The sequence below is a fragment of the Pengzhenrongella frigida genome (genome assembly GCF_004168625.1).
GTDB lineage: Bacteria > Actinomycetota > Actinomycetes > Actinomycetales > Cellulomonadaceae > Pengzhenrongella > Pengzhenrongella frigida.
The window spans coordinates 83,317-103,159 of record NZ_SDWW01000004.1 but is presented as its reverse complement, the minus strand read 5'-3'; the positions used below and the strand labels follow the sequence as shown (position 1 = coordinate 103,159).

The following is a 19,843-nucleotide window of genomic DNA, read 5'->3' as shown; positions in this document are numbered from 1 at the left end:
GCCGCTCGCCATGTGCCCACCGCCCAGCGACGGACGGACGCTTCAGGTAGCCGGCCGGTCCGAGAGACTCCACGGTCAGCCGGCATAGGCGGCCTGGACGTCGAGAACCCAGGTGACGCCGAACTTGTCGGTGAGCATGCCGAAGCCGGGAGTCCAGGCTGAAGCCGCGAGCGGCTCGATGACGTCGGCGCCGTCGGCCAGGCCGTTCCAGTAGCCCTCAACTTCTTCGAGGGACTCACCGCGGACGGACTGGAAGAAGGTGCGGTCGGTGATGGTGGCACCGTTCTCGCGGTGCGTCGAACCGGCGACGGTCGAGGAGCCGGTGGCGTCGTGGCCGGGGACGTCGTAGGCCATGACGCGGAACCCGTCTTCATTCTCGAGCTGGCTGAAGATGATCTTGTCAGCGCCGGGAGCCTCCTTCGGCATGCCAAAGTCGCCGTAGGCGGCGCTGATGATCTGGCCGCCGAAGATGCTCTGGTAGAACTCGAGCGCCTGGCGCGCGGTGCCACGGAAGTTGAGGTGCGTGGTGGTCTTGATGCTCATGATGTGTCCTTCTGATCGCCGGTGTGAGCGGCACGATCGCCGTCAGAACGAACGATTCCAGCGGTAGCGGACAGTTGCGGTCCTCTGCTGAGAGGAGACTCGTTTCATGATCGGATCTTCTTCGCGGATGCTGTCTCTGCTGTCCCTGTTGCAGACCCAGCGCCGTTGGCCAGGGCACGTGCTGGCCGACCGCCTCGCGGTGACCCCGAGGACAGTGCGCCGGGACGTGGACCGGCTCCGCGAACTGGGCTACCAGATCAGCTCCGTGAAGGGCCCCGATGGCGGGTACCGGCTCGCCGCCGGTTCGGAACTGCCGCCCTTGCTCTTTGACGACGAGCAAGCGGTGGCGATCGCGGTGGCGTTGCAGAGCGTTCCCACCGGCGGTGTGGACATCGACGAGGCGGCAGCTCGAGCGCTGGCCACCGTGCGTCAAGTGATGCCGTCACGGCTTCGGCACCGCATCGATGGAATCCGGTTCACGGGAGCCGAAACCCCGTCACGGGTGGATCCGGCCGTGTTGGAGGCGGTCAGCACTGCTGTCCGCGATCAGCTCACCCTTCGCTTCGACTACATCGATCAGAAGGAGGCCCCCCGGCGGCTTGAACCGCATGCGATCGTGGCGCGAGCGAACCGCTGGTACCTGATCGGGTGGGACCTCGACAAGGCCGACTGGCGGTTCTTTCGCCTCGACAGGATGACCCCTCGCACTCCCGCAGGCTCCCGGTTCACACCCCGCACGCTCCCCGCGCCGGACGCACAGTCGTTTCTCGCAGCGAGATCGAAGGGCTCCGAGACGGAGGATCGCTGGCCTTGCGCCGGGCAGGTGCTCATCGAGCTTCCCGCGATCGACGTCGCACCGTGGATCGGCGACGGCGAACTCGAGGTGGTCACCGACAGCTCGACACTCATGACCATCGGCTCCTGGTCCTGGGCGGGATTGCTTGCGTTCGTCACCCGTTTCGACGCCCCCTTCACCGTCATCGGTCCCGAACCGCTTCGCAGGGCAGCAGGGACGCTCGCCGACAGATTCCGGGCCTCGCAAGACCAACCAGGCGACGCGCTCCGAAAGAAGGTCAGCTCGTGACCGGCGCCAACCGACGTCGGCCATGACGAGTGGGCGGCCCAGGTCCGGGGGATCCTGGGACCTTCGCCCCCTGTGCGACTCGCAGACGTCGACACGCTGGTGGTATGGCATCCGACGCGACGAGTTCCCTGCCCCGACCGATGACAGCCGTCGGAATGGATGTCTTTGCTGACCGCGAGCGTGCTGCGACCTGGTGGGCAACGTCCGCCGCGGCCGCGGTCATCGCACTGGTCGCCAGCGGGATCGGGCTCGCTGACGTGGACGGGACCTACGGCCGGGAGACCGCTTCCTTCGTCGACCAGGCGATCGCGCAGGATCTGGTGAATGTGACCCTCACGGCCCCGGCCACCGTGCTGCTCGCCTGGCTCGCCTGGAGGGGGTCCGTGCGGGCGGGGCTCCTGTGGACGGGTGTGCTGACCTTCACCGTGTACAACTACGTGATCTACACGATGTCGATCCACGTGGGCCCGCTCTTCCTCGCGTGGGTGGCGGTGCTCGGGCTGACGTTCTGGTCGCTCGTCGGCGGACTGCGCGCGCTACGCCCGACCGCGGTGGCCGGACGGCTGGCCGGCGCTCCGCGTCGTGTCGTCGGCTGGTACCTCGTGGTCATCGCCGGCGTGTTCACGATGCTGTGGCTGTCGGACATCGTGCCCGCCATGGTCGAGAGTCGCGTCCCGCAGGGCGCCGTGGACCTCGCCCTGCCGTCGAACCCGGTGCACGTGCTGGACCTGGCGTTCTTCCTCCCCGCCGTCGTCGCTGTGGGGCGCCTGGTGTTGCTGCGACGGCCGACCGGTCTCACGCTCGCCCCGGCCGCCGTTGTCTTCCTGGTGATGACCGGCCTGCCGATCCTCGTCACACCGCTGGTCACAGCGGCACGCGGCGGGGAGCCGGCATGGCAGGTCATGGGCCCCGTCGGCGCGATCACTGCTGCGGGTGTCGCCGTCCTCGTCGCGCTGCTTCGCCGCAGCACCGCGTCAGCGACCTGACGTCTCAGACACCCCATTCCGAATCCTCGAACGAAGATTCTGCGGACCATTCGCGGCCCCGGGGTTCTATCCGAAACCACTCCCGCAGGTCACAGGCCAAGAAGTGCGGATGAGCTGGCCTGTACGCCGGGTTCTGTCCCCGCGCGCGGTTACCCCCGCGCGGGTGGCGACCATCCATCTACGACGTACGTTGCCGCACGCCTCCAGCGGTCTACCCGGAAGCTCGGGCGGGCAGCCCTCGAGCGCTTCCTGTCTGACCTTGCTCCGGGTGGGGTTTACCTAGCCGCACCGGTCACCCGGCACGCTGGTGGTCTCTTACACCACCTTTTCACCCTTACCGCGCTCGTCCGCGAAGGACGACCGTGGCGGTCTGTTTTCTGTGGCACTTTCCCGCGAGTCACCCCGGGTGGGAGTTACCCACCACCCTGCCCTACGGAGCCCGGACGTTCCTCGGCCCCCACGACTTCACGTCGTGAGGAACGCGGCCGCCCAGCCAGCTCATCCGCGGTCACAGCCTAGTCGCACTCGACCGGGCCCCGGACGGCGAACGCCATCGCCTACTGTGGCGGACGTGCTCGTGCTGCTCCCGCCCTCCGAAGGCAAGACCCGGCCCGACGGCGGCGACCCCGTCGACCTCGCGGCGCTCGGCTCGGGCAGCCTCACCGCCCATCGGGTGGCGGTGCTCGACGCGCTCGCGAAGGTCAGCGGCCATCCGGACGCCCTCCGCACGCTCGGCGTCGGACCGAGCCTGACCGCCGAGGTCGAGCGCAACACCCTCCTGCGGACCGAGCCCGCCGCCGCCGCGACGGAGGTCTACTCCGGGGTCCTCTATGCCGCCGCCGGGCTCGCGCTCCTGCCCGACGACGCGGCCCGGGCTCGCGCGGACCGGTCGATCCGGATCATCTCGGCGCTGTGGGGCGTGGTCGAGCCGGCCGACCGCATCCCCGCCTACCGCCTGTCGATGGCCACCGACCTGCCCGGGGTCGGGCCGCTCGCCCGCTCCTGGCGTGCGCTGCTCGCCCTCGAGCTGGACCCGCGCGCCGCCGACGAGCTGATCATCGACTGCCGGTCGGCCAGCTACGTCGCGGCGTGGCGCCCGCCGGCCGGCTCCCCCGGCTGGGTGACCGTCCGCGTGCTGCGTGAGCTCGACGGTCGCCGCACCGTCGTGTCGCACAACGCCAAGCACACCCGCGGGGTGCTGACCCGGCATCTGCTGGTCCGCCCCGGCCCGGAGCCGACCGATCCCGACGAGCTGCTCGAGGCGGCCCGCGAGCTGATCCAGGGCACGCGCGCACGACGCCGGCCACCGCGCCGGGCGCTGGGCTCCGTGCAGCAGCCCGTCCAGCGGCCGGCCGCTCCGCACGTCCCGCGCGTGCTCGACGCCGAGCTCGGCCCGCCCGGCAACGGCCCGCGCGTCCTCACGTTGACCGTCACCTGACGAGACCCCGCTGCCCGGCCCGCAAACCGGGAGACGGGGTCGTCGACGGCAGGTTCAGGCGCCCGAGGGGGCGCCGACGACGGTGACCTCGCTCGTGCCGTCGGCCCAGAGCCGGATGATGCTCACCGACGCGGGAGCGACCCGGATGCGAGCCCACGCCGAGGAGTTCGCCGCGATCGCGACGCCGACCGCCGAACGCACCGAGACCGAGTGCGTCACGACGACGACGGTCCGACCCACCCCCGCGGCGCGGACGGCCTGGAGCCCGGTGCGCATGCGCGCGCCGACGTCCTCGATCGACTCCCCGCCGGGCGCGCGGAACGTCGCGTCGTCGTGCCATCGCTTGAGCTGCCCCGGCCAGCCCTGCTCGATCTCGGCCGCCGTCAGCCCCTCCCAGGCGCCGAAGTCGCACTCTGCGAACAGCGGCTCCGTCCGGACCGGCAGCCCGAGCCGCTGCGCGAAGACCTGCGCGGTCTCCTGCGTGCGCACCATCGGCGACGCGATCAGCTCGCTCGGATCCGGCACGTCACCCCACATGTCCCGCCCGATCCGGTACACGAGCTCGGCCGCCCGCGCGGCCTGCTCCCGGCCGTGCTCCGTGAGGGGCGGTCCGGGGACCGACGAGCCGGAGTACGCCTTGCTCACCGTCAGCGGGGTCTCGCCGTGCCGCACGAGCACGACCGTGACCGGCTGGGCGTCGTCGAACCGGATCGGAGCACCCGAGGCGACCCGCTCCGGCACGACAGCGCGCACCCCCGGTACGGCCGCCGGCGCCGAGCCCACCGGCTCCGCGTCTGCCGGTTCCGCGTCTGCCAGTTCCGCGGTCGCAGCCGCGGCCGCACCCGCAGCGTCGTAGTTGCGCACGATCGTCTGCCGCCGGTCCATCGCCGCGTTGGCGAGCACGTCGGCGGCACTGTTCTCGGCACGCGGCACCCAGGTGTACGACACCTGCTGCGGCGACACGATCGCTCGCGCCTGCGCGGCCAGCCGCCGCATGTCCTCGTGCTTGATCTTCCAGCGGCCGGACATCTGCTCGACGACCAGGCGCGAGTCGAGACGCACCTCGATGACCGCGTCGGGGTCGATCTCGACGGCCGCCCGGAGCCCGGCGACGAGCCCGGAGTACTCGGCGACGTTGTTCGACACGACTCCCAGGTACTCCGCGCGCTCCGCGAGGACCCGCCCGGTCGTCGGATCGCGCACGAGGGCGCCGTACCCGGCGGGCCCCGGGTTGCCCCGCGAGCCGCCGTCGGCCTCCACGACCAGCCGGGCGCCCGGCATGCGCTATCCCCGGACCGGCTCAGGCAGCCGGACGAGGATGCGGCCGCACTCCTCGCAGAGCACGACCTGCTCGGGGGCGGCCTTGCGGATCGCCTCCACGTCCATCGGGTTGAGCTCGAGTCGGCAGCCCTCGCAGCGACGTCCGCGGAGGGCGGCCGCGCCCAGGCCGCCGGACTGCGCGCGGAGCCGGTCGTACAGCTTCACCAGCCCGGCGTCCAGACCCTCGGCCTTCGCGGCCCGGTCGACCTCGAGGGCCACCAGCTCCGCGGTCAGGACGGCGAGGTCGGCGTCGCGCTCGGCCACGGCCTCGGCCTTCTGCGCCTCGATCACGGCCGCGGCGGAGTTCAGCTCGGCGAGCACGCTCTCGTGCGCCTCGAGCCGTTCCATCACCTCGAGCTCGACCTCCTCGAGCTCCGCCTGTCGGCGGCCCAGCGCCGTGAGCTCGCTGGTGATGGCCTGCAGATCCTTCGCCGTCCCGGTTCCCGCGTCGAGCCGCGCCTGGTCGCGGGCCGCACGGACCCGCACCTGCTCGACGTCGGCGTCGGCCTTGGTCACCTCGCGCTTGAGGTCGCTCAGCGCGGTTCGCGACGCGACCCGCGAGGCGTCGACGTCGGCGAGCCGGGCGTCGAGCTCGGTGATCCGAGCGATCGCCGGCAGCGTGCGCTGCCGGTGGGCGATCTGGGCCGCGCGCGTATCCAACGCCTGGACTTCGAGTAGCCGGCGCTGGTCCTCGAGCGGTGCTGTGGTCACGTAGCGGTCCTTTCCAAAGATGCGAGGCGGGCCGTCCACGGATCCGTCCGCAGCGTGCTGACGCGCGTGACCACCGTAGTGCCGAGCACGCCGAGATCCCCCACCAGCGCCGCCGCGGCCCGTTCGAGCCACGGCCACTCGCTCGCGAAGTGCGCGACGTCGACCAGGAACGGGCGCGCCGGCGTCACCCCTCCCGACCTCGCACCCTCGAACTCGGCTCGCTCACGGAGCTCGCTCGCGGGGTGGTGGCGCAGGTCGGCGGTCAGGTACGCATCGGCCCCGACGGCGCGCACCGCGTCGAACAGCGAGTCACCGGACCCGCCGACGACGGCGACGCGCGACACCAGCGCATCGAGGTCACCGGCGAGCCGCACACCCTGCTCGGTCGCGGGGATCGAGGCCGCCACGCGCAGACCGAACTCGCGCAGCGTCAGCGGTGGCACCAACCGCCCGACCCGGCCGATGCCGGTGGCGGAGGTCCCCGGAGCGAGCTCCAGCACGTCGAACGCCGGCTCCTCGTACGGGTGGGCCGTTCGCATCGCCGCGACGACGACGTCGCGCAGCCGTCGCGGCGCCACCATCTCCACCCGCGCCTCGGCCACCTGCTCGACGACGCCCGCGCGTCCGATCGCGGGGGTGGCCGCCGTCGACGGGGTGAACGTGCCGATCCCGGTCGACGTCCACGCCGCGCGGCTGTACTCGCCGATCCGACCCGCACCGACGGCGGCGAGCGCGTCGATGACGGCCTCCGCGTCGGCCACCGGGACGAACACCACGTGCTTGTCGAGCGGCTCCGCCGGTGCAGCGGCGAGCGGAACCAGGTCCACCAGCCCGACGGCGTCGGCCAGGGCCTCGGCTACGCCACCGACCGCCGCGTCCGCGTTGGTGTGGGCCACGTGCAGCGCGACCCCCGCCCGGATCAGCCGGTGCACCAGCGCACCCTTGAACGTGGTCGCCGCCACCGAGTGCACCGCCCGGAGCAGCAGCGGGTGGTGCGTGACGAGCAGGTCGGCGCCCCAGGCGATGGCCTCGTCGACGACGGCGGCGGTCGGGTCGACGGCGAACATGACCTTGCGCACGGGCTGGGTCGGGTCGCCGACGACGAGGCCGACGGCGTCCCAGGACTCGGCGGTCTCACGCGGGTAGCGACGATCGAGGGCGGCGACCGCGTCGGCGAGCGTCGGCGGACCCGACGACGGCCCGGAGGTCGATCCCGGACCGGGCTGGGCAGTCTCGAAGGAGCTCACCAGCCGAACGCTACCGGCCCACCCACGACCCCGGGTGTCAGCCCTCGTCCGCACCCGAGCCCGCGACCGGTCTGACACCCGGGCGAGCCCGGTCTCCTGAGCGGCCCGGACCACCGCGTAGCCTGGCAGGGCTCCCCCTCCCCGCTCGCCGTCCGGCGACGTCCGCCCGCACCCGATCGGATGTGCTGTGGTTCCCACCCCGTCGACCTCCGGCCCGCTGCTGCTCGCCGGGCGCTATGAGCTGGTCGGCAAGCTTGGCTCCGGCGCGATGGCCGAGGTGTACCGCGCCCGGGACACCCTGCTCGGCCGCGAGGTCGCCCTCAAGGTCTTCCGGGACACGTCCACCGAGTCCACGTTCGACGCCCGCCAGCAGGCGGAGATCGGACTGCTCGCCCGGCTCGACCACCCCGGCCTCGTCACGATCTTCGACGCCGGGTCCGGCGTCCTCGACGGCGCGACCCGAGCCTTCCTCGTGATCGAGCTCGTCCGAGGCCCGTCCCTCGCCGACCGGCTCGCCGGTGGCCCGCTCCCGCCGACCCAGGCCGCCCTGATCGGCACCCAGGTGGCCGAGTCGCTCGCCTACATCCACGAGGCCGGCGTCGTGCACCGCGACGTGAAGCCCGCCAACATCCTGCTGCCGGGCGACGCCCGCTCGGGCACGACGCAGCCGTGGGCCAAGCTCACAGACTTCGGGATCGCGCGACTGGTCGACGAGGCGCGCCTGACCGCGACCGGCATGCTGCTGGGCACGCCGAGCTACCTGAGCCCGGAACAGGCCACCGGCACGGTTCTCGGGCCGCCGACCGACGTGTACGCGCTCGGCCTCGTGCTGCTCGAGTGCCTGACCGGCGAACGCGTCTTCCCGGGCACGGTCCTGGAGTCGGTCGCGGCCCGCCTGCACCACGACCCGGTCGTGCCCGCCGCGCTGGGCCCCTGGTGGGTCGACCTGCTCACCTCGATGACCGCGCGCGAGCCGGCGAGCCGACTGACCGCGCTCGAAGCCAGCGCCGCGCTGCGCCACCTCATCGCGGTGCCCGACCCGACCCGGGTCCTGGGCGCCACCGCCGCGCCGACGTCGGCCCCCGCGCCCGTGCGCCGCACCGCGACGACGGAGGCCGCCGCGACCCAGGTCCTCCCAGGCCTGCCCGGTCCGACCCAGACCCTGACCCTCCCGCCCGAGCCCGCCGCCGTCGGGCAGACCCTGGCCGGGCCCGCCCTGGCCGGGCGGCGCCGGACGGTCGCGCTGGTTCTGGCCGCAGTCGTTCTCGGCGCGGTCCTCGCCGTCGTCATCGCGGTATCGGGCGGCGATGCGCAGCCCGATCCCGCCCCGTCCTACCCGGCCGTGCCCGGACAGCTCGGCGAGCACCTCGAGCACCTCCAGGAGAGTGTGACGCCATGACTCATCCGACCCGTCCCCGCACGGCATCCACCGTCGGCACCCTTGCCGCAGCCGCGCTCCTTGCGGGGCTGCTCAGCGGGTGCACCCCGGAACCGGACCTCACCCCGGCCGCGGCGAACCAGCTGCAGGCGAGCGTCCTCGAGGTCTCCCGCGCCGCCGCGGCCGACGACCTCCCCGCGGCCCGGACGGCGCTCGACGCCCTGACCGGTCAGCTCGCGGATGAGCGCGCGTCCGGCGGGCTGTCGCCGGAGCGCGAGGCGCTCATCGAGGCGGCGATCGCCGCAGTGTCCGCCGACCTGACCGCGCTCGAGGACGAGGCGGCCCGGGTCCAGGCCGAGGCGCAGGCCGCCGCCGATGCCGCCGCCGCGGACGACGCGGCCGCAGCGCAGAAGGCCGCAGCGGAGCAGGCCGCGGACGACGCCGAGGATGCGAAGGACCGCAAGAAGGGCAACAAGGACGACGACTGAGCGGTCAGGCGTCCGGGGGGCCGGACTCCGCCGGGCCGGATCGCGCGGGGCTGGACCGCGCTGTCCCGGAACGTGCGGTGGATGAAGGGGGTGGGCCCGGCCGGGTTCGAACCGGCGACCTCCGCGGTGTAAACGCGGCGCTCTAACCAACTGAGCTACAGGCCCTTTTTCGTTCGCGCCAAGCCTACCGAGCCGCACCGGCGCACCCGACACCGAGCGTCACGGCGGTCCGGTGCGGGCATGGGGACCGAACGCGTCAGAGCGCGGCGAGCGCCGTGCGATAGCCGGCCAGGTCGCGCGGCTGCCCGGACGGGTTGACGACCGTCCACCGCACGATGCCGGCGTCGTCGATCAGGAAGCTCCCGCGCACGGACCGACCCTTGGCAGCGTCGAAGACCCCGAACGCCTGCGCCGCCGCGCCGTGCGGCCAGAAGTCGGAGAGGAGGTCGAAACCGAAGCCCTCCTGCTCGGACCAGGCGCGCTGGGACGGGGTCGGGTCGCACGAGACCACCAGCAGGCGTACGCCGGCCGCGTCGAAGTCCCCGATGTTGTCGCGCAGCTCGCACAGCTCGCCCGTGCAGATCCCGGTGAACGCGAACGGCACGAACACCACCGCCACCGCTTCACCGCGCAGGTCCGACAGCCGCACGGGGGTGCCGTGCGTGTCGGGCAGCGTGAAGTCCGGGGCCAGCTCGCCGACCTGCACCGCGCGGGCAGCCTCAGTGGTGGTGGTCGACATTCAGCGGCCGCGGCCGCGGGTGCCGAGCTTGGTGGCCGACCAGTCGGTCGCGATCGACAGGGTGCTCGTGGCGTGGAGACCGGCCGTCGTGGCCGCCTCCTCGATGTCACCGTGGCTCACGTGTCCAGAGCGACCGGGCTTGAGGGTCAGGACCCAGATCAGCCCGCCGTCGTCGAGCACGGTCTGGACGTCGACGAGCGCGTCGGTGAGGTCGCCGTCGTCCTCGCGCCACCACAGCAGCACGCCGTCGGTCACATCGTCGTAGTCCTCGTCGACGAGCTCGGTCCCAGTGGCCGCCTCGACCGCGGCGCGCAGCGCCTCGTCGACGTCGTCCGACCAGCCAAACTCCTGGACGACGGCTCCGGCGGCGAATCCGAGCCGGCTCGCGCCCTGCGACGCCGCAGCCTCATCGATGGGGGTCGCGCTGGAAGACACGTGAAAACCCGTTCCCTTCTCGTCATCGTCGGCCCCGAGGGACCCTTGTTCTCTTTGCACACGCTAGCCCACCACGGCCCGGGGCGGTGTGGCATCCATGGACACCCCGCCGATGTCATGGACGTCACGCCTTTGGTGGACGGCGAGGTGTGACTTCCGCACCGAAACACCGGACAATGAAGATACTTCCGACGTATGCGGGGCCGATGGCGCTCCGACCGGTCTTTCCGACGATGCACGAAGACCCACCGGTCCTCGCTGCACAGGACACGCAAGGAGCGCTCGTGGCTTCGTTTGATGAGTCAGGTCCCCTGATCAACGGTCTTCTCAGCCAGGTCGACGACATCGATCCGGCCGAGACGGGCGAGTGGATCGAGTCGCTCAACGGCCTGATCGACGAACGGGGCGGTCCGCGGGCGCGGTACATCCTGCTCAACCTGCTCAAGCGGGCCCGTGAGCGCAACGTCTCCGTGCCGCGCACGACCTCCACGCCGTACGTGAACACGATCGGCGTGCACGAGGAGCCGTACTTCCCGGGCGACGAGGTGCTCGAGCGGCGCTACCGCTCCTGGATCCGCTGGAACGCCGCGGTCATGGTCACGCGCGCCCAGCGCCCCGGCGTCGGCGTCGGCGGGCACATCTCGTCCTACGCCTCGGTGGCGACGCTGTACGAGGTCGGCATGAACCACTTCTTCCGCGGCAAGGACCACCCCGGTGGCGGTGACCAGGTCTTCTTCCAGGGCCACGCCTCCCCCGGCGTCTACGCCCGCGCGTTCCTCGAGGGCCGGCTGAGCGAGCACCAGCTCGACGGCTTCCGCCAGGAGATGTCGCACGAGGGCGGCGGGATGCCGTCCTACCCGCACCCGCGCCTCATGCCCGACTTCTGGGAGTTCCCGACGGTGTCGATGGGCCTCGGCCCGGCGTCGGCCATCTACCAGGCGTGGACCAACCGCTACCTGCACAACCGCGGGGTCAAGGACACGTCGCAGCAGCACGTGTGGGCCTTCCTCGGCGACGGCGAGATGGACGAGCCGGAGAGCCGCGGCATGCTCCAGCACGCCGCCCAGCAGGGCCTGGACAACCTCACGTTCGTCGTGAACTGCAACCTGCAGCGCCTCGACGGCCCGGTGCGCGGCAACGGCAAGATCATCCAGGAGCTCGAGGGCCAGTTCCGCGGTGCGGGCTGGAACGTCATCAAGGTGGTCTGGGGCCGCGGCTGGGACAAGCTGCTCAACGCGGACAAGGACCGCGCCCTGGTCAACCTGATGAACATCACGCCCGACGGCGACTTCCAGACCTACAAGGCGAACGACGGCGCCTTCGTGCGCGAGCACTTCTTCGGTCGCGACCCGCGGACCAAGCAGCTCGTGGCAGGCATGACCGACGACGAGATCTGGGAGCTCAAGCGCGGCGGGCACGACTACCGCAAGATCTACGCCGCGTACACGGCCGCGATGGCCCACACCGGCCAGCCGACCGTGATCCTGGCCCACACGATCAAGGGCTACGGCCTGGGTTCGGGCTTCGCGGCCCGCAACTCCACGCACCAGATGAAGAAGCTCAAGGCGGACGACCTCAAGGTGCTCCGGGACTCGCTGCACATCCCGATCACCGACGAGCAGATCGACGCCAACCCGTACGAGCCGCCGTACTTCAACCCGGGCCCCGAGTCGCCGGAGATCCAGTACATGCTCGAGCGTCGTCGCGCGCTGGGCGGGTTCGTGCCCGAGCGCCGCACCGAGCACACCCCCGTCGTGCTGCCGCCGGACTCGACCTACGACCTGCTCGCCAAGGGCTCCGGTCACCAGGAGGTCGCCACGACCATGGCGCTCGTGCGCCTGTTCAAGGACCTGGTCAAGGACAAGGAGTTCGGCAACCGGATCGTGCCGATCATCCCCGACGAGGCGCGCACCTTCGGGCTGGACTCGATCTTCCCGAGCGCGAAGATCTTCAACACCCAGGGCCAGCACTACCTCGCGGTGGACCGCGAGATGATGCTGTCCTACAAGGAGTCCGAGTCCGGGCAGATCATGCACACCGGCATCAACGAGGCCGGCTCGGCGGCGGCGTTCCAGGCCGTCGGCACCTCCTACGCCACCCACGGCGAGGTCCTGGTCCCGTTCTACTTCTACTACTCGATGTTCGGGTTCCAGCGCACCGGCGACCAGTTCTGGGCGGCCGGCGACCAGATGACGCGCGGGTTCCTCATCGGTGCCACCGCGGGTCGCACCACGCTGACCGGCGAGGGCCTGCAGCACGCGGACGGCCACTCGCCGCTCCTGGCGGGGACCATGGCGCACGTCGTGCACTACGACCCGGCCTACGGGTACGAGATCCGGCACATCGTGCGCGACGGCCTGCAGCGGATGTACGGGGCCGACGACGCCCGCGACCCGAACGTCATCTACTACCTCACCGTCTACAACGAGCCGATGCAGCAGCCGGTCGAGCCCGAGAACGTCGACGTCGAGGGCATCCTCAAGGGGATCCACCTGATCTCCCCGGCAGAGGGTGACGGGCCGCGCGCCCAGATCCTTGCCTCCGGCGTGGCGATCCTGTGGGCCCTGGAGGCGCAGAAGCTGCTCGCCGAGGACTGGGGCGTGCGCGCCGCGGTGTGGTCGGTGACCAGCTGGAACGAGCTGCGCCGCGACGGCCTGGCCGCCGAGGAGCAGGCGTTCCTGCACCCCGACGAAGAGCCGCGCGTCGCGTACCTCACGGCCAAGCTCAGCGGCGCGGAGGGCCCGTTCGTCGCCACGACCGACTTCGACCACCTCGTCACCGACCAGGTGCGCCAGTGGATCCCCGGCACGTACGCCACGCTCGGGGCGGACGGCTTCGGCTTCTCCGACACCCGCGCCGCCGCGCGCCGGTACTTCAAGATCGACGGTCCGTCGACCGCGGTCCGGGTGCTCCAGCAGCTGGCCCGGGACGGCAAGGTCGCGAGCGACGCGCCGGCCAAGGCGATCGAGCGCTACCGCCTGCACGACGTCAACGCCGGGACCTCCGGCGCCGTGGGCGGCGATTCCTGACCGCAGCACGCACGCGATGAAGGAGGGCCCCGACGGATTTTCGTCGGGGCCCTCCTTCATACGGTCGGTCAGCGGGTCAGGCGCCCGCGATGTGCTGCTCGGCCTGCGCGACGGCGCGGGCGAGCTCGGCGCGCAGGTCGGCGATCGCCGCCTGGTCCGGGTAGAGGTCGAGGGACCTCAGGTGCTGCTTGGCCTCGAGCGGGCGATCGGCGTCGAGCGCCGCCTGCACGATCTGCCGGCCGACCTCCGGGGTCTGCTCCTTGGGGCGCCAGTGACCGATGCCGAGGCCGATCGCCTCGGACGACAGCCCGGCGTCGCGCAGCATCGCGATGCCCTCCGCGAGCGCCTCACCCGACGGGTCACGCTCGGCAGCGATCGCCAACCGCCGCAGTGCACCCTCGTGGTCGTCCTGCACGGACAGGCGGGCGAGCTCGATGAGCGGGTGCCAGGCGCGCGGGTTGCCCGCAAGCTCCTCACCCAGGGACCACACGGCAAGGTCGGCCGCGCGCTGCTTCTCGCTCGGGTCGAGCGCGCCCGTCAGCGGATCGCCGTCCGGGCCGTTCTCGGCCGCCCGACGGCTGACGATGGCTGCGAGCGCTTGGAAGGCCCGGACGTTGTTGGGATCGTCGTTCAACATGGACCGCAGCGCGTCCTCGTGCAGGGTGTCCCCGCGGCGGGCCGTCTTGGTCGGACGCGTCGAACCGACCCTCGAAGCGGACAGCGGACGCCGCATGAGCAGGCGTAGGCGAGGGAGCAAAGACATGAAAAGACCATAGCCGGTGGACCGCCGGAGTACCGCGTGCGCAGGCCGTCCAGCCCCTCGAAGCCCCCTGCACACCCGGCGCGGTTTGTCGACTCCCTACAACCGTCTGCAACGACCGCCCGCACCCCGCACCGTATGCTCGGGCGATGAGAGCTCAGCCTCCCCCGACCGGGACGGACACCCTGCAACGACTCCGGGAGGGGACCGGCCTGCTCGGGGCCGCCGCGATGCGGCGACTCGACGACGACCTGGCCTGGTACCGGAACCTCCCCGCGGAGCATCGCTCGTGGGTCGGGCTGGTCGCCCAGGCGGGTATCGACTCCTTCGTCACCTGGTACGCCGAGCCGACCGTGGCTCCGCACGGCGTGAGCGAGATCTTCGCCGGCGCCCCGCCCGAGCTGACCCGTGCCATCTCGTTGCAGCACACGCTGCAGCTGGTCCGGGTGATCGTCGACGTCGTCGAGGTGCACAGTGACCAGCTCGCCGCGCCCGGGGGCGAGCGGGACCTGCGGGAGGCCGTGCTGCGCTACTCGCGCGAGGTCGCGTTCTCGGCGGCCGAGGTCTACGCGCGTGCCGCCGAGGTGCGCGGCGCCTGGGACGCGCGGCTCGAGGCGCTCGTCGTGGACGCGCTCACCCGCGGCGAGGCGGACGACAGCTTGCGCTCCCGCGTGGCCGCGCTCGGGTGGAGCGGGCGCGGGGCGACCCTGGTGATGGTGGGCACGTCGAGCGGACCGCTCGACGAGACCCGGGCCGCCGACCTGCGGCGGGCCACCCGGCGGGCGTCCGACGACGCGCTGGTCGGGATCCAGGGCGACCGCCTCGTGGTGTTCCTGGGCGGGACCGGTGACCTGCAGGCCGCGGCCGCGTCGCTGCTGCCCCGGTTCGGTCCGGGGCCGGTCGTCATCGGCCCGACCGTGCAGAGCCTCGCCGACTCGGCCCGGTCGGCTCGCGCCGCGCTGGCCGGCCTCGCGGCGGCACCGGCGTGGGAGTACGCGCCTCGACCGGTCTCGGCCGACGATCTCCTGCCCGAGCGGGTGCTGATGGGCGACACGTCGGCGCGCCGCACGCTCGTCGAGCAGGCGTACGTGCCGCTGCAGGCGAGCACGGGGTCGCTGCTCGAGACGCTGTCCGCCTATCTCGGCGGCGGCCGCTCGCTCGAGGCTGCGGCCCGACAGCTCTACGTGCACCCGAACACGGTGCGATATCGCCTGCGCAAGGTCGCCGAGGTGACCGGTTGGGACCCCCTTGACCCGCGGGAGTCCTACGTCCTGCAGATCGCCCTGGCCCTGGGACGACTGGACGCCGCCTTGTAGGTAACCCACAAAGCCACTCGGAATCCTTGGTGCGGGTCGTGATCCGGTCCGGCGCCGCGCGTTCGACACAGTAGGACACGTGCTTGTCGTCGTGTGTCCCGGTCAGGGAGCCCAGTCTCCCGGCATGCTTGCGCCCTGGCTCGAGCTGCCGGGGATGGATGGGCGGCTCGGGGGGTACTCCGCCGTCGTCGGCCAGGACCTGGCGGCCCACGGCACCACGTCGGACGCCGCGACCATCCGGGACACCGCGGTGGCCCAGCCCCTGCTGGTGGCGGCGGCCCTGCTGACCTTCCACGCCGTGTTCGACGGCGACCTCACCCGCGCGACCGGACCGCGCATCGACGTCGTCGCCGGGCACTCCGTCGGCGAGTTCGGTGCCGCGGCGCTGGCCGGGGTGCTCACCGAGGATCAGGCCCTCGATCTCGTCGCCGTCCGCGGCGCGGCGATGGCGCGCGCTGCCGCCACGACCCCGACCAGCATGAGCGCGGTGCTCGGCGGGGACCCGGACGAGGTGCTGGCCCGTTTGGCCGAGCTCGGCCTCACCCCCGCCAACGTCAACGGTGCCGGCCAGGTCGTGGCCGCCGGCACCTTCGAGGCGCTGGCCGCCCTCGCTGCCGACCCGCCGGCGCGCACCCGGGTGATCCCGCTCCAGGTCGCCGGCGCCTTCCACACGATCCACATGGCCCCGGCGGTCGACGAGCTCGCGGCGCGCGCCGCGACGGTCACGCCCGCGGACCCCCGGATCACGCTGCTCTCCAACGCCGACGGCGCCGCGATCACCTCCGGCCCGACCGCGCTCTCGCGGCTCGTGGCGCAGGTCGCGAACCCCGTGCGCTGGGACCGGTGCCAGGTCACCATGCAAGAGCTGGGCGTCACAGGCCTGCTCGAGCTGGCCCCCGCCGGTGTCCTCACCGGACTGGCCAGGCGTACCCTGCCCGGGGTGGAGACGGTGGCGGTCAAGACGCCCGCCGACCTTGATGCGGCCCGGGATCTCGTGCGCCGCCACCTCCACACCGGCACTCCCCCCACCCCCCACAGCCAGGAGCTCCCCTCGTGACTCGTGCGACCCTGACCCAGGCGACTGGACCGGCCCATACGCGGATCCTCGGCATCGGCTCCGCCCGCGGCGAGCTGACGGTCACGAACGACGACCTCGCCGGGCCGATCGACTCGTCCGACGAGTGGATCCGCCAGCGGACCGGCATCGTCACGCGTCGGCGCGCCCTGCCGAGCACGAGCGTGCTGGACCTCGCTGAGAAGGCGGCCCTCGCCGCGCTCGAGCACGCCGGCCTGACGGGCGCGGACATCGACGCCGTGCTGATCTCCACGGTGACGAACTTCACCCAGACCCCGTCGGCCGCGGCGGTCATCGCCGACCGGATCGGCGCGACCCCGGCGGCTGCGTGGGACATCTCCGCGGCCTGCGCCGGCTACTGCTTCGCCATCGGCCAGGCGGACGCTCTCGTGCGGTCCGGCCTCGCCCGCAACGTCCTCGTGGTCGGCGCCGAGAAGATGAGCGACTTCGTCGACCCGACCGACCGGACGATCTCGTTCCTGCTCGGTGACGGCGCCGGCGCCGCGATCGTCGGCCCGTCCGACACCCCCGGCATCGGCCCGACGGTGTGGGGCTCGGACGGCTCGCAGGCCAACGCGATCCGCCAGACGCACTCGTTCCTCGACATGCGCGACCATGACGCCAGCTGGCCGACCCTGCGCCAGGAGGGCCAGAGCGTGTTCAAGTGGGCCGTCTGGCAGATGACCCCCGTCGCGCAGAAGGCCATGGACGCGGCCGGCGTCGGGCCCGACGATCTGGACGCGTTCATCCCCCACCAGGCGAACATGCGGATCATCGACCTGATGGCCAAGCAGCTCAAGCTGCCCGAGTCGGTCGTGATCGCACGCGACATCGCCGACACCGGCAACACGTCCGCAGGCTCGATCGGCATCGCGACCGATCGCCTCCTGAGCGAGGGCCAGGTCAAGAGCGGCGCCCTCGCGCTGCAGATCGGTTTTGGCGCCGGTCTGGTCTACGCGGCGCAGGTCGTCGTCCTGCCCTGAGAGACTTTCTTCCGTCCGTACGTGATCCGCACGATCTACCCCAAGGAGACAACGATGGCGAACACCGAGCAGGAGATCCTGGCCGGACTGGCCGAGATCGTCAGCGAGGAGACCGGTCTGCCCACCGACTCCGTCCTGCCCGAGAAGTCCTTCACCGACGACCTCGACATCGACTCGCTGTCGATGATGACGATCGTCACGCTCGCCGAGGAGAAGTTCGGCGTGCGCATCCCCGACGACGAGGTCAAGAACCTCTCGAGCGTGGGCGATGTCATCAAGTTCATCCAGGGCGCCCAGGCGTAGTTCGCCGGTTCCCGATCGCCGTGGTCGGGTGCTCGCCAGCCAAGCTGGTGAGCACCCGCCCCGGATTCCGTCATCCTCGGCCCCAGGAGCAGTCATGACCAACGCAATCGACGTCGTCGTCACCGGACTCGGCGCGACCACGCCCCTCGGTGGTGATGTCGAGAGCACGTGGACCGCGGCGCTTGCCGGCAAGTCCGGCGTGCGCACCCTGGACAACGACTGGGCGCAGAAGTACGAGATGTCCGTGTCGTTCGCCGGAACCCTCGCCGTGCCGGCCGCGGAGGTCCTCACCCGCCCCGAGACCCGCAAGATGGACCCGTCCGCCCAGTACGCCATGATCGCCGCACGCGAGGCCTGGGCCGACGCCGGCTCGCCCGTGGTCGACGGCGATCGCCTCGCCACCGTGGTCGGTTCCGGCATCGGCGGGGTCTGGACGATCCTGTCCGCGTGGGACACCATCCAGGAGAAGGGCGCCCGCCGCGCCCTGCCCATGACGGTCCCGATGCTCATGCCCAACTCCCCCGCGGCCAACCTGTCGATCGAGTTCGGCGCCCGCGCCGGCGCCCACGCCCCCGTGTCGGCGTGCGCCTCCGGTGCCGAGGCCATCGCCTACGGCACCCAGATGATCCGCGACGGCAAGGCCGACGTCGTCATCGCCGGCGGCACGGAGGCAGCGGTCCACCCGATGCCGATCTCCTCGTTCGCCGCGATGAAGGCACTCTCGACCCGCAACGACGACCCCGCCGGCGCCTCGCGCCCCTACGACATCACCCGCGACGGCTTCGTGCTCGGCGAGGGTGCGGGGATCGTCGTCCTCGAGAGCGCCGCACACGCCGCGGCCCGAGGCGCGCGGGTGCTCGCTCGGATCGGCGGCCTCGGCACGAGCTCGGACGCGTTCCACATCGCCGCACCCGAGCCCACCGGCGCCGGCCAGACGGTGGCGATGCAGCGGGCCCTGGCCGACGCCGACCTCACCCCGCGCGACATCGTGCACCTCAACGCGCATGCGACGTCGACCCCGGTCGGCGACATGATCGAGGCCCGCGCGATCCGGTCCCTGTTCGGGGACGACGTCGACCACATGGTGCTCTCGGCCACCAAGTCGATGATGGGCCACCTGCTCGGTGCAGCCGGAGCGGTCGAGACGATCCTCACGATCCTCGCGCTCCGCGACCGCCTGGCTCCCCCGACGATCAACATCACGCAGCCCGAGCCTGACCTGGGGCTCGACCTCGTGTGCAACACCCCGCGCGAGCTGCCGGCCGGCCCGCTGGCCGCGATCAACAACTCGTTCGGCTTCGGTGGCCACAACGTCGCCCTGGTGGTCACGAGCGCCTGACCGCACCGGAGGTCAGCCCCGCACCCCGCACGCAGATAGGCCCGGACGCCGTCAGGCCCAGCGCGAGAGTCACCTTCGCGCTGGGCCTGACGTGTCTGCGCCGGGCTGACCGGTGTCCGCGAGGGGCCGACGGCGGCTGGGGTCAGCCGACCCGGTGGAGCCAGCGCACCGGCGCGCCCGCGCCGGCGTACCGGAACGGCTCGAGCTCGTCGTCCCAGGCCTGCCCCAGCGCCAACCCGAGCTCGCTCCGCAACCGGGCCGCGTCACGGCCGTGCTCGAGCGCCGCGCGGATGCGGTCCTCGGGCACCACGACGTTGCCGTGCACGTCGGTGGCGGCATGGAAGATGCCGAGCTCCGGCGTGTGGCTCCACCGGGCGCCGTCCGCGCCGTGGCTGGCCTCTTCGGTCACCTCGTACCGCAGGTGGGCCCAGCCGCGCAGGCCCGAGGTGAGGCGCGCGCCCATGCCCTGCTCGCCCTGCCACGACCGCTCCGCCCGGAACATGCCGGGGGCCGCGGGCTGCTCGGTCCAGTCCAGGGTCAGGCGCACGCCCAATACCCCGCCGGCTGCCCATTCGATATGTGGGCAGAGCGCGCGGGGCGCCGAGTGCACAAAGAGCACACCTCGGGTGATCACAGCCATGTCGTGCCTCCTGACGGGTCGAGGTTCGT

19 protein-coding genes, 1 tRNA gene and 1 other RNA gene are annotated in these 19,843 nt (G+C 72.1%); 11 read left to right on the top strand and 10 right to left on the bottom strand.

Annotated features, from left to right (window positions below):
• Positions 1–75: 75 nt before the first annotated feature.
• Positions 76–543 carry a VOC family protein gene (locus tag EUA98_RS02630; RefSeq protein ID WP_130101105.1) on the bottom strand — a complete coding sequence of 156 codons (468 nt, stop codon included), beginning with the start codon at positions 541–543 and terminating at the stop codon, positions 76–78.
• A gap of 106 nt (positions 544–649) precedes the next feature.
• Between EUA98_RS02630 and EUA98_RS02625 the strand changes: the two genes are divergently transcribed.
• A complete protein-coding gene (locus tag EUA98_RS02625; protein WP_130101104.1) occupies positions 650–1,627 on the top strand; it encodes a helix-turn-helix transcriptional regulator in 978 nt (325 codons plus the stop codon).
• 140 nt (positions 1,628–1,767) lie between these two features.
• Entirely contained in the window at positions 1,768–2,613 is an 846-nt protein-coding gene (locus EUA98_RS02620; RefSeq protein WP_130101103.1) for a hypothetical protein, read from the top strand.
• A gap of 106 nt (positions 2,614–2,719) precedes the next feature.
• On the opposite strand, the gene rnpB is transcribed toward EUA98_RS02620, so the two are convergent.
• An RNA gene (rnpB, locus tag EUA98_RS02615) (RNase P RNA component class A) lies at positions 2,720–3,114 on the bottom strand.
• Between the two features lie 70 nt (positions 3,115–3,184).
• Between rnpB and EUA98_RS02610 the strand changes: the two genes are divergently transcribed.
• Complete coding sequence (locus tag EUA98_RS02610; RefSeq protein ID WP_165372692.1) at positions 3,185–4,051, top strand: YaaA family protein; 867 nt, start codon at positions 3,185–3,187, stop codon at positions 4,049–4,051.
• Positions 4,052–4,105: 54 nt separating this feature from the next.
• On the opposite strand, the gene EUA98_RS02605 is transcribed toward EUA98_RS02610, so the two are convergent.
• From EUA98_RS02605 to EUA98_RS02595, 3 genes are read right to left on the bottom strand one after another with little or no spacing between them, the layout of a single operon-like run.
• Positions 4,106–5,332, bottom strand: a complete 1,227-nt coding sequence (locus EUA98_RS02605; RefSeq protein ID WP_130101101.1) for a bifunctional RNase H/acid phosphatase — start codon at positions 5,330–5,332, stop codon at positions 4,106–4,108.
• Between the two features lie 3 nt (positions 5,333–5,335).
• Positions 5,336–6,082 carry a zinc ribbon domain-containing protein gene (locus EUA98_RS02600; RefSeq protein WP_130101100.1) on the bottom strand — a complete coding sequence of 249 codons (747 nt, stop codon included), beginning with the start codon at positions 6,080–6,082 and terminating at the stop codon, positions 5,336–5,338.
• A complete protein-coding gene (locus tag EUA98_RS02595; protein ID WP_130101099.1) occupies positions 6,079–7,329 on the bottom strand; it encodes a Nif3-like dinuclear metal center hexameric protein in 1,251 nt (416 codons plus the stop codon). The genes EUA98_RS02600 and EUA98_RS02595 overlap by 4 nt, the downstream gene beginning before the upstream one ends.
• Before the next feature lie 187 nt (positions 7,330–7,516).
• On the opposite strand from EUA98_RS02595, the gene EUA98_RS02590 reads away from it, so the two are divergent.
• Both EUA98_RS02590 and EUA98_RS02585 read left to right on the top strand, forming a co-directional pair.
• A complete protein-coding gene (locus EUA98_RS02590; RefSeq protein WP_242511229.1) occupies positions 7,517–8,728 on the top strand; it encodes a serine/threonine-protein kinase in 1,212 nt (403 codons plus the stop codon).
• Complete coding sequence (locus EUA98_RS02585) at positions 8,725–9,195, top strand: mucin-associated surface protein (RefSeq protein ID WP_130101098.1); 471 nt, start codon at positions 8,725–8,727, stop codon at positions 9,193–9,195. Before EUA98_RS02590 ends, EUA98_RS02585 begins: the two co-directional genes overlap by 4 nt.
• Positions 9,196–9,286: 91 nt before the next feature.
• Here EUA98_RS02585 and EUA98_RS02580 read toward each other — a convergent pair.
• The 3 genes from EUA98_RS02580 to EUA98_RS02570 all read right to left on the bottom strand — a co-directional run bounded on the left by EUA98_RS02580 (position 9,287) and on the right by EUA98_RS02570 (position 10,369).
• A tRNA-Val gene (locus EUA98_RS02580) sits at positions 9,287–9,360 on the bottom strand.
• A gap of 91 nt (positions 9,361–9,451) precedes the next feature.
• Complete coding sequence (locus EUA98_RS02575; protein WP_130101097.1) at positions 9,452–9,934, bottom strand: peroxiredoxin; 483 nt, start codon at positions 9,932–9,934, stop codon at positions 9,452–9,454.
• Positions 9,935–10,369, bottom strand: coding sequence for a DUF3052 domain-containing protein (locus EUA98_RS02570; RefSeq protein WP_130101096.1), 435 nt, complete (start codon positions 10,367–10,369; stop codon positions 9,935–9,937).
• A gap of 284 nt (positions 10,370–10,653) precedes the next feature.
• Between EUA98_RS02570 and aceE the strand changes: the two genes are divergently transcribed.
• Complete coding sequence (gene aceE / locus EUA98_RS02565) at positions 10,654–13,398, top strand: pyruvate dehydrogenase (acetyl-transferring), homodimeric type (protein ID WP_130101095.1); 2,745 nt, start codon at positions 10,654–10,656, stop codon at positions 13,396–13,398.
• A gap of 76 nt (positions 13,399–13,474) precedes the next feature.
• Here the strand turns inward: aceE and EUA98_RS02560 are convergent, their stop codons facing one another.
• Positions 13,475–14,161 carry a hypothetical protein gene (locus tag EUA98_RS02560; protein ID WP_130101094.1) on the bottom strand — a complete coding sequence of 229 codons (687 nt, stop codon included), beginning with the start codon at positions 14,159–14,161 and terminating at the stop codon, positions 13,475–13,477.
• 146 nt (positions 14,162–14,307) lie between these two features.
• Here EUA98_RS02560 and EUA98_RS02555 point away from each other — a divergent pair, with 146 nt between their 5' ends.
• The 5 genes from EUA98_RS02555 (at position 14,308) to EUA98_RS02535 (ending at position 19,174) form a co-directional block, all read left to right on the top strand.
• Positions 14,308–15,474 carry a PucR family transcriptional regulator gene (locus EUA98_RS02555; protein WP_130101093.1) on the top strand — a complete coding sequence of 389 codons (1,167 nt, stop codon included), beginning with the start codon at positions 14,308–14,310 and terminating at the stop codon, positions 15,472–15,474.
• Positions 15,475–15,553: 79 nt separating this feature from the next.
• Positions 15,554–16,531 carry an ACP S-malonyltransferase gene (locus EUA98_RS02550; protein ID WP_130101092.1) on the top strand — a complete coding sequence of 326 codons (978 nt, stop codon included), beginning with the start codon at positions 15,554–15,556 and terminating at the stop codon, positions 16,529–16,531.
• Complete coding sequence (locus EUA98_RS02545; protein WP_130101091.1) at positions 16,528–17,532, top strand: beta-ketoacyl-ACP synthase III; 1,005 nt, start codon at positions 16,528–16,530, stop codon at positions 17,530–17,532. The genes EUA98_RS02550 and EUA98_RS02545 overlap by 4 nt, the downstream gene beginning before the upstream one ends.
• Before the next feature lie 54 nt (positions 17,533–17,586).
• Complete coding sequence (locus EUA98_RS02540) at positions 17,587–17,835, top strand: acyl carrier protein (protein WP_130101090.1); 249 nt, start codon at positions 17,587–17,589, stop codon at positions 17,833–17,835.
• 94 nt (positions 17,836–17,929) lie between these two features.
• The gene (locus EUA98_RS02535) at positions 17,930–19,174 is read left to right on the top strand and encodes a beta-ketoacyl-[acyl-carrier-protein] synthase family protein (RefSeq protein WP_130101089.1); all 1,245 of its coding nucleotides are present in this window, start codon (positions 17,930–17,932) and stop codon (positions 19,172–19,174) included.
• Positions 19,175–19,316: 142 nt separating this feature from the next.
• On the opposite strand, the gene EUA98_RS02530 is transcribed toward EUA98_RS02535, so the two are convergent.
• On the bottom strand, positions 19,317–19,814 hold the full coding sequence (locus tag EUA98_RS02530; RefSeq protein ID WP_130101088.1) for a DUF3145 domain-containing protein: 498 nt from the start codon (positions 19,812–19,814) through the stop codon (positions 19,317–19,319).
• Positions 19,815–19,843: the final 29 nt, after the last annotated feature.

What these genes read in the sequence shown, in the direction of transcription:
- EUA98_RS02630 (WP_130101105.1), bottom strand. Translation starts at nt 543, where the DNA reads ATGAGCATCAAGACCACCACGCACCTCAACTTCCGTGGCACCGCGCGC.
- EUA98_RS02625 (WP_130101104.1), top strand. Translation starts at nt 650, where the DNA reads ATGATCGGATCTTCTTCGCGGATGCTGTCTCTGCTGTCCCTGTTGCAG.
- EUA98_RS02620 (WP_130101103.1), top strand. Translation starts at nt 1,768, where the DNA reads ATGACAGCCGTCGGAATGGATGTCTTTGCTGACCGCGAGCGTGCTGCG.
- EUA98_RS02605 (WP_130101101.1), bottom strand. Translation starts at nt 5,332, where the DNA reads ATGCCGGGCGCCCGGCTGGTCGTGGAGGCCGACGGCGGCTCGCGGGGC.
- EUA98_RS02585 (WP_130101098.1), top strand. Translation starts at nt 8,725, where the DNA reads ATGACTCATCCGACCCGTCCCCGCACGGCATCCACCGTCGGCACCCTT.
- EUA98_RS02575 (WP_130101097.1), bottom strand. Translation starts at nt 9,934, where the DNA reads ATGTCGACCACCACCACTGAGGCTGCCCGCGCGGTGCAGGTCGGCGAG.
- EUA98_RS02560 (WP_130101094.1), bottom strand. Translation starts at nt 14,161, where the DNA reads ATGTCTTTGCTCCCTCGCCTACGCCTGCTCATGCGGCGTCCGCTGTCC.
- EUA98_RS02555 (WP_130101093.1), top strand. Translation starts at nt 14,308, where the DNA reads ATGAGAGCTCAGCCTCCCCCGACCGGGACGGACACCCTGCAACGACTC.
- EUA98_RS02540 (WP_130101090.1), top strand. Translation starts at nt 17,587, where the DNA reads ATGGCGAACACCGAGCAGGAGATCCTGGCCGGACTGGCCGAGATCGTC.
- EUA98_RS02535 (WP_130101089.1), top strand. Translation starts at nt 17,930, where the DNA reads ATGACCAACGCAATCGACGTCGTCGTCACCGGACTCGGCGCGACCACG.
- EUA98_RS02530 (WP_130101088.1), bottom strand. Translation starts at nt 19,814, where the DNA reads ATGGCTGTGATCACCCGAGGTGTGCTCTTTGTGCACTCGGCGCCCCGC.